A 13309-nucleotide genomic window follows, 5' to 3' on the forward strand; every position below is an offset into this window, starting at 1 on the left:
TAAAGAACTATACTTTTTGCTTTAAAGGCAGAATATTAGTTCTTTTTTTATGTAATTGATAATTGAGCATTAAAAATTATGCTCAATTCAGATAAATATTTAATTTTGCACGAGCTAACTAAAAGCGAATGCTTCTTGAAAACCCTAATTAATTTGTGTTTCTTAAAAAGCACTTGTACAGTTTAGTTTGTCTAAACTTTAAATAGCAATAAGATATTATATAAATGAAGGATTTATTTGATAAAATTTATAAGGACAAAGGGCCGTTAGGAAAATGGGCGTCTCAGGCAGAAGGGTACTTTGTGTTTCCTAAATTAGAAGGAGAAATTTCAAATAGGATGAAATTTCAGGGAAAAGATGTAATTACCTGGAGTATTAATGACTATTTAGGGCTGGCAAATCACCCGGAGGTGCGTAAGGTAGATGCTGAAGCAGCAGCTCAATACGGATCTGCTTACCCAATGGGAGCAAGAATGATGTCTGGTCATACTGATCTTCATGAAAAACTTCAAGATGAATTGGCATCATTTGTTAAAAAGGAAGCAGCTTATCTTTTAAATTTTGGTTATCAGGGTATGGTGTCAACCATTGACGCACTGGTGGCTAAAGATGATATTATAGTTTATGATGTAGATGCTCATGCCTGTATAATTGATGGTGTGCGCTTACACATGGGTAAACGTTTTACATATAAACATAATGATGTTGAAAGTTTAGAGAAAAACTTAGAGCGTGCTACAAAAATGGCAGAACAAACCGGAGGTGGCATTTTAGTTATATCTGAAGGAGTGTTTGGAATGCGCGGAGAGCAAGGACGTTTAAAGGAAATAGTTGAACTTAAAAAGAAATTTAAATTTAGGCTATTTGTTGATGATGCTCACGGTTTTGGTACTTTGGGTGCTACCGGAGCTGGTGCAGGAGAGGAGCAAGGTGTTCAGGGTGATATAGATGTGTATTTTGCAACATTTGCTAAATCTTTAGCAAGTACGGGAGCATTTATTGCAGGTGATCAGGAAATTATTGATTACTTAAAGTATAATTTACGTTCTCAAATGTTTGCAAAATCATTGCAAATGCAATTGGTTGTTGGTGCACTTAAGCGTTTGGAAATGCTTAAAACTATGCCTGAATTAAAGAACAAATTATGGGAGAATGTTAATGCTTTACAGTCAGGCCTAAAAGATCGTGGGTTTGATATTGGGACTACACAAAGTTGTGTGACACCAGTATACTTGAAAGGTAGTATTCCAGAAGCTATGGCACTGGTAAAGGATTTACGGGAAAATTATGGAATCTTCTGTTCTATAGTTGTTTATCCGGTTATACCTAAAGGATTAATTTTATTAAGATTAATACCTACGGCAACACATACTTTAGAAGATGTTAAAGCTACATTAGATGCATTTGATGCCATTAGAGATAGATTACGAAACGGAACTTACAAACGTCTGTCTGCAGCTGTTATGGCAGCCATGGGTGAGTAGTGATTGTTGAAAAATATATACTATAAAAAAATCCGATTCAAAATGAATCGGATTTTTTTATACAATACTTTTCCTAAATGTTTTCCTCCGTTTGTATACTACAGGATTAAAATGTCTCCATATTTTATGAATGGCTTCATTGTCTTCTAATTCAGGTGTCCTATAACAATACTCTATATCTTTTTCATTAAATACTTTATAATATTCATTGAAAATAACAGCGTTTACACCTTTATTTTGGTATTCAGGGTGAATACCAATTAAATAGAAAACTACATCTTTACTATGTTTTTTGGCATGCAAAATATGTTTAAATCCTAAAGGAAATAATTTACCTTTTGCTTTGTGAAGTGCTTTTGCAAAAGCAGGCATAACAATAGCAAAGGCAACTAAGGCGTCATTTTCATCAACAACAAATTTTATATACTCAGGGTTTATAAAACTGATAAATTTCTTTTTAAAATAAGCTTTTTGTATATCATTTATAGCCACAAATGAAGAAAGCGAAGCATAACTGTCATTAAACAAATCAAACATTTTATCAGCATAGGGCATAACTTCTTCTGTTTTTGTAAAACACAATGCCTTTAACTTATAACGTTTTTTAATGAGTTCATTTGCTTTTGTAAAGAGTTCTGGTTTAACATTACTGAACGGAAACTTACTCTCAGAATATGATTTTTCAATATTATAATTGGCTGCTTCATAATGCTTAGCATAGTACGAATGATTATACCAGGTAACCATTGGAGCAATAGAGTCAAACCCTTCTGTCATTACTCCAACTTTATCTAAATTTGAAAACCCAACAGGTCCTTCTGTATATTCTAAATTATACTCTTTTCCTATTTCTTCAACCTTGTCTAAAAGAGTTTTAGATACTTTTTGATCATCAACAAAGTCAAACCATCCAAACCGCATCTTCTTTTGATTTTGCTCTTTTATTTCTAGCCAGTTTACTATGGCTGCAACACGACCAACAATTTCATTGTTTTTATAAGCTAAAAACAATCTGGCCTCTGCATCATTAAAAACGGGATTTTCCTTTTTGTTAAAAGTTTTGATTTCCTGACTAATTATTGGTGGTGTCCAATATTTTGAATCTTTGTAAAGTTTAAAAGGGAATTTTACAAATGATTTTAGGTCTTTTTTAGTTTTTACTTCTTTTAATGTTACCATATGTTATGATATCTTTTTGATAAGCTAATTGTCATCAAAATCTATATTGTCTTTTTTTCTTTTCTTAATTATGCTTTCAGGATCTTCACCTTTTTTCCGTTTCTTTTTTCTGTTTCTACCCTTTCGGTTGGATTGTCTTTCAGCTTCATCTAAGGCAGATGTACCATTATCAACTTCTTTATCTTTATGAAAATCTAATCGATATGAAGCTCCAAAATTTACACTAAACACTGAAGGTGTATCTTTTGTGTTAAAGGTAATAGCTGTATCTAGCTGAAAATCTTTACCCCATAAATAAGCACCTCCAAATCTAAAAAGATTATCAGCATAAAAATCGCTCTTTATACCCTGAGTTTCGCCAAAAATAACCCATTTTGGACTGAAAGCATGTGTAAGTGTTAAAATATATTGAAAATCTGATTGATCAGTACCAACTCTATCTTTAATCAAATTCATAACAAAAACCCATCCGCCTGAAAAATTGTTTTGCGTAGCAATCATAACTTTGGGGCTAAAACCTTCAATACCCGGTGCTGTATATGGGTTGGTTTTAGTGTCGTAATTAGCTCCTAAATATATTGAAATAGCTGGTATTAGACTTTTCCATTTAAACTGCCTGTTTGCTTTCCAGCTATATAGATTTGGTTTATCCTCTTCAGCATTTTTGTAAGGGTCAAAAACAAGATATTTGGCGCCAACAGCTAAAAACTTAAAATTAGCCCTGTCTTCTTCAGCAGAAATATTAGACGTAAATGTTTTTGTGTCATTTTGATAGCTACCTTCTATGTTTAACTCTAATTCTTCCCATAATAAACCATAGCGCACAGCAAAATCAATTCCGAAACCTGAAACCTCATAAGAGGCAGCTGGTGTTCGTTCTTCTTTTAATAGATAAGGACCTATTTCAAGCTGGGCAACATTGGTTCCAACGGAAAAGGCACTTCTTGAAACTCCAGGGCGGTTAGAATTGATCACATCGGTATATTGACAAAATCCTTGAATACCTATTAAGCAAAATAAGAAACATAAGGCAGATTTGTATGGGGTCATAGTAATATCATTTAATTATTTCTGTAATAGTATTTTTATTATAGGCTCTTCAAATATAGATATTTTATAGTTTTTTTATCATTCTTGAACGTTTTTTAAGGATATAGAATTGTATTTTTGTTCTAAAATCACAGTTATGTTACAATATGCATCTGCAACAGGTCTTGTTAAGATGATACTTATTATTCTTTTGGTTTATTTTGGAATCAAAATTCTGGCACGTTTATTCACACCTTTTCTTGTAAAATACATTACAAAAAAAACAGAGCAAAAATTCGGGCAACAGTTTAAAGGGTTTCAAGGTAGAACCAGACAAGACCCTATTAGAAAAGAAGGAGAAGTGACTATTGATAAAATTCCCAAAACCAAAACTTCAAATAAAAATGTAGGAGATTATGTGGATTACGAAGAAATTGATTAATTTCCGAATTCATTTTTAAAACCAATTCATGCAATTTTCTATAAAAAAACTATTACCTCATATACTAGTTTTACTAGGTTTTATAATAATTTCTCTAGCCTATTTTAGTCCCGTTTTAAAAGGAAAGGTCATATATCAAAACGATATTGTACAATATATAGGTATGAGCAAGCAGCAAAAAGATTTTAAGGCTGATACCGGGGAGGAGACCTATTGGACCAATAGTGCTTTTGGAGGTATGCCTACGTATCAGTTAGGAGCAAGATATCCACATAATTATATTAAGAAATTAGATTTAACACTTAGGTTTTTGCCTCGGCCGGCAGATTATTTGTTTTTGTATTTATTAAGCTTTTATGTATTGTTGCTGGTATTAAAGGTTGACTTTAAATTGGCGGCTCTTGGTGCTTTGGCTTTTGGGTTTTCAACCTATTTGATTATTATTCTTGGTGTTGGCCATAATAGTAAAGCACATGCTATTGCATATATGCCCTTGGTTTTAAGTGGAATTATTCTTGTATTCAGGAAAAAATATATAGCAGGTTTTTTGCTTACAGTCATAGCAATGGGGCTGGAGTTGGTAGCTAATCATTTTCAAATGACCTATTATTTAATGCTATTGGTTATTGTTTTAGGGGTTGCTTATTTAATAGATGCTTACAAAAAACAAAAGCTTTCTCATTATTTTAAATCAATTGGAGTTTTAGTAGCAGCCGTAATACTATCAATTGCATTGAATGCCACTAATATCTTAGCTACTAATGAGTATGTAAAAGAAAGTAAAAGGGGAAAGAGCGAACTTACCATAAACCCTGACGGAACTCCAAAGAAAGTTACTTCTGGTTTAGATAGGGATTATATTACGCAATTTAGTTATGGTATTGTAGAAACATTCAACTTATTTATTCCTCGTTTTATGGGAGGCGGTAATAGTGAAAATGTAGGTAAGGACTCAGCAGTATATATGGCATACAGGAATTTAGGAGCTACTCCGGCACAGGCGCTCGAAGCTTCAAAGCAAGCGCCAATGTACTGGGGGAAGCAACCTATTGTAGAAGCTCCGGCTTATGTAGGGGCGGTTATATTGTTTTTGTTTGTATTTGCTTTGTTTTTAGTTAAAGGGAGACTTAAATGGTGGCTTATTGGCGGAACTTTATTGTCTTTATTGCTGTCTTATGGGAAAAATCTAGGCTTTTTGACTAATTTTTTTATTGATTATGTACCGCTATATAACAAATTTAGAGCGGTTAGTTCAATTCAAGTTATTTTAGAATTATGTATCCCGGTATTAGGAATATTTGGATTAACCCGACTTTTTAACGATTTTGAAAGTAGAGAAGAAAAATTAAAGGCTCTTAAATACAGTACTATCATTACTGGAGGTATAGCACTCCTTTTTTTAGTATTCAAGTCAAGTTTATTTGATTTTGTTGGTAATAATGATGGTATTTATAGACAGAATTACGGTCCTGATTTTGTTGGAGCATTAAAAACCGACAGAAAGGACCTTTTTACCCAGGATACTTTTAGAACACTGGTTTTAGTAATATTATCGGCAGTAACTATCTTGATGTTTTTGAAAGAGAAGCTAAAAGAAAAATGGGTAATTGTTCTGTTTGGAGCACTGATACTTTTTGATTTGGTTGGGGTTGGCAAGCGCTATGTGAACACTGATGATTTTGTTTCTGGTATTAAAATGAGTAAGCCTTATCAAGCCAATGAAGCAGATAAATTTATATTAAACGACACAACACACTATAGAGTTTATGATCTGGTTTCAGGGCCTTCAAAACCTTCGTATTTTCATAATTCATTAAACGGATATAATGCAGCTGAACTAAGACGTTATAGAGATGTTTTTGACTTTCATATTGCAAAGAATAATATTAATGTGCTTAGTATGTTAAATACCAAATACATAGTAGGCCAAAATGAAGAAGGCGGTGTTTTTCCTTATGTAAATGATAAAGCTAACGGGAATGCTTGGTTTATAAAATCTTTAAAACAAGTTAATTCAGCTAATGAAGAAATAATGCTATTAGATAGCTTAGATGTTAAGAATATAGCAATTTATTCGCCACATAAGGCTTTAAAAGGTGTGAGTAATCTTGAATCGAGTTATGAGACGGATTCTTTAGCTGTAATAAGTTTGGATAAGGTGGAGCCAAATTATTTAAAGTATATATCAAAAAATTCAAATAATGGTTTTGCCGTTTTTTCTGAAATATACTACGGTAACGGTTGGAAAACATTTATAGATGGAGAGGAAGTAAATCACATACGTGTGAACTATATTTTACGAGGTATGTCAATTCCATCTGGAAACCATACTATTGAGTTTAAATTTGATCCGAATGTAGTAAAAACAGGAAGCAAGATTACTTTAGCAAGTTCAATACTGTTTTTATTCTTATTAATATCAGGTCTTTTTCAAGAGTTTAAAAGGAATAAAAAAACTAAAATATAATCTTTAAGTAGCAGTTAGGTCTTGGTATTTCCTATTTATAAGGAATGATAAAATGAAAAAAAAAGTACTGATCATCACTTATTATTGGCCACCGGCGGGAGGCCCGGGTGTTCAGCGTTGGTTAAAATTTGTAAAGTATTTGCCAGAGTTTAATATTGAGCCAGTAGTATATATTCCGGAAAACCCTAACTACCCTTTAGTTGACCAAAGTTTAGCCTCTGACATACCAAGCAATATTACTATTTTAAAGCAATCAATAAGTGAGCCTTATAAATGGGCTGGGGTATTGTCAAAATCTTCATCAAAGACTATTAGTAAAGGAATTATTCCGGAAGCTAAAAAACAATCCATTGCTGAAAAACTAATGCTTTTTGTACGTGGAAATTTTTTCATTCCTGACGCCAGAGTAGCCTGGGTTAAACCATCAGTAAAATATCTTTTAAATATTTTAGAGGAAGAAGATATACATACTATTATAACTACCGGGCCTCCACATAGTTTGCATCTTATTGGTTTAAGGTTAAAAGAATGTTTAGGAGTAAGGTGGTTAGCAGACTTTAGAGACCCATGGACAACTATAGGTTATCATAAACAATTAAAACTTACTAGAGCATCAAAAGCAAAGCATAAGGCTTTAGAAGCACAAATTTTAAACTCAACAGACCAAATTATTGTAACAAGTTTTAAAACCAAAGAAGAATTTCAACTCATTACTCAGAAACCAATTGAGGTTATTACAAACGGTTATGATAAACAACAAGATGTGGATGTTGAACTAGATAAAAAGTTTACATTATCTCATATAGGATCTTTATTATCAGAACGTAACCCGGAAGTGTTATGGCGTGTTTTAAATGATTTGGTGAATGAAAATGACAGTTTTAAAAATGATTTTCAACTCTGTTTTGTTGGTGCAGTTAGCGAAAACGTATTGGGATCTTTAAGAAAAAACGATTTAATTGATTACATTAATAATGTTGGGTATGTTTCACATAAAGAGGCTATTAAACATCAAAAAAGCACGCAGGTTTTATTGTTGATTGAAATAGACTCTGATGATACTAAGTGTATTATTCCGGGGAAACTTTTTGAATATATGGTTTCCGGTAGGCCCATTATTTCGATAGGACCAGAGGGGTCTGATGTTGAGAAAATCATTAAAGAAACTAATACCGGTAACTATTTTAATTATGATAGTTACGACTCATTAAAAAGCATTATTTTAAAACATTATAATGCATTTCAAAATAACACATTGCAATCCCATCCTATTGGTTTACAAAAATACCACAGAAGGGCATTGACACAATCTTTATCTAAAATATTGTAAATGGGAATAGTTGCTACTCAATCATTTAAAAATATAATCTCAACTTATTTGGGGTTTTTAGTAGGGGCTATTAACACGTTGTTTTTGTATACTGAATTTCTTAGCGATGAGTATTATGGAATGGTTGGCTTTATGTTGTCTGCAGCTTATGTAATGATGCCGTTAATGGCATTTGGAGTGCACAATACGCTAGTGAAGTTTTATTCATCATTTAAAACAAGGGTATCAATAAACAGTTTTTTAACCTTGATGTTGCTTTTGCCTTTAGCTATAATTATTCCATTGAGTATTATTGGATACATTGGTTATGAAACTATAGGAGGCTTTCTATCTTCAAAAAATGCCATTATAAAAGATTATTTATGGCATACTATAATTATAGCTATTGCTTTGGCTTATTTTGAAGTATTCTTTGCCTGGGCAAAAGTGCAAATGAAAACCGTTTTTGGGAACTTTATGAAAGAGGTCTTTCATAGGGTAGCGACTATGATTTTATTGTTTTTACTTTATTTTGATACAATTGATGTAGAGCAATTTATGGTTGGATTAGTGGTGATTTATCTGTTGAGAATGTTGGTTATGAAATTATACGCCCTTAGCGTAAAACTTCCGGTAATAACTTTTAAACGCGTGAGCGGTTTAACGTCTATTTTGAAATACAGTTCTTTGATTGTTATTGCAGGCCTTGTTGCTACTAATTTATTAGATATAGACAAGGTAATGTTGGGTAAATTGCTCCAAAACACAAATAATATAGCCTATTATAACGTAGCTATTTTTATTACTGCTGTAATAGCGGTTCCGCAAAGATCTATGCATCAAATTTTACTGCCACTATCTGCTAAATATTTAAATGAAAGCGATTTTGATGCTTTAGGGGATTTATACAAAAAAAGTTCTCTTAACTTGTTTATTGTTGGCGGTTTAATCTTTTTATTAATCATTTTGAACATTAATCAGATGTATCGCCTAATTGATGGAGCTTATAGTGTTGGTCTGTATGTAGTGCTGTTAATTAGTGTTGCCAAATTGTATGATTCCATATTAGGGAGTAATAATGCTATTTTGTTTAATAGCGATTATTATAGGTTTGTACTAATTTCAGGAATAGTAATAGTGGTTTTAATGATAATTTTAAATATTATTTTCATACCCATTTATGGAATAAACGGAGCTGCATTAGCTACTTTTATTGCTATTTTTTTCTATAATACTGTTAAGTTATATTTTGTTTACAAGTATTTTAAGATGCTTCCTTTTACCATAAATAGCTTAAAAACGGGTATCTTAATTTTTTTAGGGGGACTAGTATTCTATTTTTGGGATTTTTCGTTTCACCCTATAGTAAATGTAGTACTTAAATCGATTCTCATTAGCATTAGCTATGTCTTTATTGTTTATAAATTTAATCTCTCAAATGATATTACTGACATTATAAATAAAACTGTTAAAAAGATACTATAATTAAAGGAGAAACCCCCGTGGTATTGCACTTAGGCAAATACTAGGGGCTTTCCATCCAATCAATCAAATTTTTATGACACTTTATATTTGATTTGGCTGAACATTTAATAATCTATAACCGTAAACATAAATTCAAAATCTCTTGGCCTTCTATTACTAACACCGTTATCATTATCACCAACTTTAACCATAAAACTATTTACAGTTTGAGAATGGTAGCTAATGTCATAATCATCATTCCCCGCTCCATTTGTGTCCCTTAGGGTTAGTTGAATTACGTAATTTGCATCAGGCCTTGGTGTGCTAAAAGTTATAAGGTATTGACCACGCGAAGCTCTCGTACTAGTAGCATTAAAAAGTGTTTTTGCTGCAGTTCCATCTGCATTTATTTTTCCTGCTGCTACAATGATAGTAGTTGCTGTATTTATTTCAAACCATGTTGTTCCATCATATATTTTGCTAACAATAGGAGCTCCGCTATTATCCCTCCATACATCTCCCTCAACTGCATTAGAAGGCGCTGTTGGAGAGGTAGTAACCATATTTCTTGTAACATTATTCTTTGTTCCTTTTTGGTCTATAACTGTAACTTCCTGAGCGTTTGCCAATGAGATGTAAAACAGCAATAATAACAAATAATATTTTTTTTTCTTTTCCAATTCATTAAATAATAACGTACTGATGCTATTGTATACTACAATTATTACCTTTTAAAATGATGGTGAATGAACTCAATTCAAAAACTCTAAAGAAAATTGTTAATTTGTTTAGTCAAGAATTAAATTATATTCCCCTGTTTTATTTCACCCAATGAACTTCATATACATCACCAGTAAATGACACCCAGTTTGCGTTGCCACTACCAGGGTTTACATTAATTGTAACGGTATCTGCTGCTGCTGTGTAATCTGTTCCTGAAATAAGTTTTGCACCATTTCTATATACCCAAACTCTGGATGCATCTGCTGGCATACCTGCTGTTGTAATTGTAAAGCTTCCTGTTAGTGTATCAGAAGCAGCAGTATCAGTTGTATGACCACTTTGCAATAAATCAGTAGCTAGCATTTTTCTTGTTTTTCCTGTGGCTTCATCTCTTACCAAAAGAGTCCAACCTGTAGCACCCGAGCCAGCAGCTGTTTGATCAGCCGCATCTGTAGAAGCCACTCCCGTTTCTAACTCTATACCATCAATAACAAATGCATTGCCATCAACATCTATAATAGTGTCATCTGTAAGAGTTCCACCTAATTGCCAGGTAGTAGTAGTAATATCGTTTGTTGTATTTGTGAGTAATGTTAACCCGTTTTTAACCTGTAGAAACTTAATTGTTCCCTTATTGTCTATTACACGAATAGAACCATCAAGCGAAGTAACACCAGGTTCAATATTTGCTTTCTTAGCAACATCTCCTGTTGTTTGCTGAGCACTTAAAATCCCAGCTGTTAGCATAATAGATATGCCTAATACAAATTTAATTTTTGTTGTTAATAATTTAGTTTTCATAAATATTTGATTTAATAATATTGAACAATTCTTATTTCATCATCTTTAAAGCAAACCACTCCCGTTTCTAACTCTATAGTATTAGCACTAAGTGGCACAAAACTTATTTTTATCCCATTCCTATAAATGTCTATTTTTTTAGAGTCCGAAATTGGTAGTGGCGTTATAAATTGTGTTTGCATGTTATTTGCCACAATTAGTATATCTTCCCTTTTAAGAAGTGATGAGACATTTGTTTTTTTTAAAACCCCCGTATTTTTGTCAATAGCCATTATATTCAGAGGGTTATTATCTTCTTCAAGACCAGTGATTGCCAGTGTATTGCTATTGTTTGTTTGTATTACAGTAGGCGAGACTAAAGTGCCTCCTAATTGAGCACCATTGGTATTAGTATAAGTAAGCCCATTACTTGCCTTTGTAATATTTACCCATAGGGAGCCGTTAAATATGAAAATATTTCCTGTGTCTTTGTCAATATATATATTCCCTGTATTTGAATTTATCAGGCCGTTTTCAATAGGGGTCCCAGTGTTGGTGATAACGTTTGATTGAGATTGAGTTAAAGAGTCGTCATCTTCGGTTAATAGTTTTGTCCATTTACTACCATTCCAATAATAATATCCAGGAGTTACATCATTTATATTAGTTGTATTGTATATAAGTAAGCTTACTACATTCCCATTGATAATAGTGGTTGCATCTGTACTACTTTGTAAATTTATACGGGGTATTAAAAGGCCTTTGTCATTTGCAACTATATCTAGTTGAGCTGAATTATCAGGCAATGGTGTTCCAATCCCTACCTGTGCATATAGCCCTCCGTATATACATGTAAATAATATGTAAAATATTGGTTTTATCAAGACACTGATTGAGATTTCATAGCGCTGCAAATTTATGCTTCATAATAAAATTATAATTTACCATATGGTAAGTAATGATGAAACACTATGAATATTCAATAAAAGGTTTTTAAAGGCTACGTGTTTATAGATATAAAGTAATTATGAATAAGATATAGAATAATGATTAGATTAAATAAACTATAAGAATCATGGATAGCTGAAAATAAACATAAAATAGGAAAACCCCACGATGTTGCTTTGAGGCAAACATATCGCAGGGCTTTCCAGCTAACCAACTAAAATTTTTATGATCGTCTTCTATTTGTTGATCTTATATTTTTGCCAGATGTACTTCGACTTTGTCTAACTTTTGACTTGTTATTTTCGTTAGACCTTGAAACATTACGCTGTGGAGTGGTTCTTTGAGAGCTCACTGTCCGTTTCGGTATCTGAGTACTTCGGGTTGTATTATTCTTTTTATTATATGTACGTGGTTTTGATGTGTTTGGTTTTTGAGTGCTTTTAGTATTTGCATTGTTATTTCTTCTTGTAATATCTTGTGCTTTTTTGGTACTATAAGATTGAGAACTACTCCTGGAAGGTGTTTTTCTGTAGTTACTTTCTCGTTTTATCACAGTTCTATTTCTAGTAGGAGAGGTGGATCTTGAATTTCTGTGGATAGAAGAACCAGTTTCCCTTTTGTTTATAGCTGATGTACCGGATCGTGAACTTCTATTTATATTGGCAGGAGTTCTTGCTATTTGATTTTTTGATTTTGAAGTTCTACCAATAGTATTGTAACCCCGTCTATAATCATTATTTTGGGCAATACTTCTTCTGGAGGTTACATTTCTATTAACGGAAGTTATATTTCGTTTACTTCTATTAACAGTAGCGTAGCTTTTATTTCTATATACATTATATCCACGTCTGTTGGCAACCGAGGTTCTGGGCCTATAGTTATTATAAAAAGGCCTTCTATAAGTATATCGAACCGGGTAATAATGCGCTCTGTATGGTCTGTTATAAACGACACAATATTGGTAAGCTGGCAGACAGTATGAACGATGCCATGGTCTGTAAATATAACTACGATTGTATATATTTATATATCCAGTATAGTGAGAAAAACGATTATAGCTATTATAATGAACATACAGGCTTCCAACTCGAGAAACATAACCGAAATTATTATAATAAACATTTACATTTCCTGCCTGAATGATTCTACCGAAATTATCATAATAGATAGGAATATTCTCAATTTGAATAATAGCACCAAACTCATCATATTGTACATAGTTATTGTAGTTATAACCAGAATTAAAGCTAATGCTTACTCCAGGGGAATATACAGATACATTAAAATTTGAATTATTTCTTAAAACATTAAAATCAAATTGACCATCAGGAAATACTGAAAACTCAATACCATTCTCAACGAAAATAAAAGAGTTTCCATAACCTTTATAATAGTTTAAAGTTTTATTTGCAGCAGCTGATCTACTACTAAATCCTATTAAAATAAGACTTGCCAGGAAGAATGCTAATTTTTTCATAATTGTA

At 32.4% G+C, this 13309-nt stretch carries 11 protein-coding genes; 5 read left to right on the forward strand and 6 right to left on the reverse strand.

What is annotated here, in order from left to right; translation table 11 throughout:
- The first annotated feature begins 224 nt into the window (after positions 1-224).
- Positions 225-1484, forward strand: a complete 1260-nt coding sequence (gene capB / locus VOI54_RS13245) for a cysteate-C-fatty acyltransferase (protein ID WP_326283315.1) — start codon at positions 225-227, stop codon at positions 1482-1484.
- 57 nt (positions 1485-1541) lie between these two features.
- On the opposite strand, the gene VOI54_RS13250 is transcribed toward capB, so the two are convergent.
- Together VOI54_RS13250 and VOI54_RS13255 are read right to left on the reverse strand one after the other, a co-directional pair.
- Positions 1542-2663 carry a GTP cyclohydrolase gene (locus VOI54_RS13250; RefSeq protein ID WP_326283316.1) on the reverse strand — a complete coding sequence of 374 codons (1122 nt, stop codon included), beginning with the start codon at positions 2661-2663 and terminating at the stop codon, positions 1542-1544.
- 24 nt (positions 2664-2687) lie between these two features.
- Positions 2688-3713, reverse strand: coding sequence for a transporter (locus tag VOI54_RS13255; protein WP_326283317.1), 1026 nt, complete (start codon positions 3711-3713; stop codon positions 2688-2690).
- Positions 3714-3849: 136 nt separating this feature from the next.
- On the opposite strand from VOI54_RS13255, the gene VOI54_RS13260 reads away from it, so the two are divergent.
- Genes VOI54_RS13260 through VOI54_RS13275 form a run of 4 tightly spaced genes read left to right on the forward strand, consistent with a single transcriptional unit; the run spans position 3850 to position 9395 of the window.
- Complete coding sequence (locus tag VOI54_RS13260; RefSeq protein WP_326283318.1) at positions 3850-4134, forward strand: DUF4834 family protein; 285 nt, start codon at positions 3850-3852, stop codon at positions 4132-4134.
- Between the two features lie 28 nt (positions 4135-4162).
- Positions 4163-6601 carry a YfhO family protein gene (locus tag VOI54_RS13265; protein ID WP_326283319.1) on the forward strand — a complete coding sequence of 813 codons (2439 nt, stop codon included), beginning with the start codon at positions 4163-4165 and terminating at the stop codon, positions 6599-6601.
- A gap of 52 nt (positions 6602-6653) precedes the next feature.
- The gene (locus VOI54_RS13270; RefSeq protein ID WP_326283320.1) at positions 6654-7931 is read left to right on the forward strand and encodes a glycosyltransferase; all 1278 of its coding nucleotides are present in this window, start codon (positions 6654-6656) and stop codon (positions 7929-7931) included.
- Complete coding sequence (locus tag VOI54_RS13275) at positions 7932-9395, forward strand: lipopolysaccharide biosynthesis protein (RefSeq protein WP_326283321.1); 1464 nt, start codon at positions 7932-7934, stop codon at positions 9393-9395.
- A gap of 104 nt (positions 9396-9499) precedes the next feature.
- On the opposite strand, the gene VOI54_RS13280 is transcribed toward VOI54_RS13275, so the two are convergent.
- From VOI54_RS13280 to VOI54_RS13295, 4 genes are all read right to left on the reverse strand, one after another.
- Entirely contained in the window at positions 9500-10054 is a 555-nt protein-coding gene (locus VOI54_RS13280) for a hypothetical protein (RefSeq protein ID WP_326283322.1), read from the reverse strand.
- A 139-nt stretch (positions 10055-10193) separates the two neighbouring features.
- Positions 10194-10898: a hypothetical protein gene (locus VOI54_RS13285; RefSeq protein WP_326283323.1), complete on the reverse strand. Its 705-nt coding sequence runs from the start codon at positions 10896-10898 to the stop codon at positions 10194-10196.
- Positions 10899-10909: 11 nt separating this feature from the next.
- A complete protein-coding gene (locus VOI54_RS13290; protein WP_326283324.1) occupies positions 10910-11761 on the reverse strand; it encodes a phage tail-like protein in 852 nt (283 codons plus the stop codon).
- 287 nt (positions 11762-12048) lie between these two features.
- Positions 12049-13302 carry a hypothetical protein gene (locus tag VOI54_RS13295; RefSeq protein WP_326283325.1) on the reverse strand — a complete coding sequence of 418 codons (1254 nt, stop codon included), beginning with the start codon at positions 13300-13302 and terminating at the stop codon, positions 12049-12051.
- Between the last annotated feature and the right edge of the window lie 7 nt (positions 13303-13309).

Source organism: Alterotamlana spongicola (assembly GCF_035818475.1).
GTDB lineage: Bacteria > Bacteroidota > Bacteroidia > Flavobacteriales > Flavobacteriaceae > Cognatitamlana.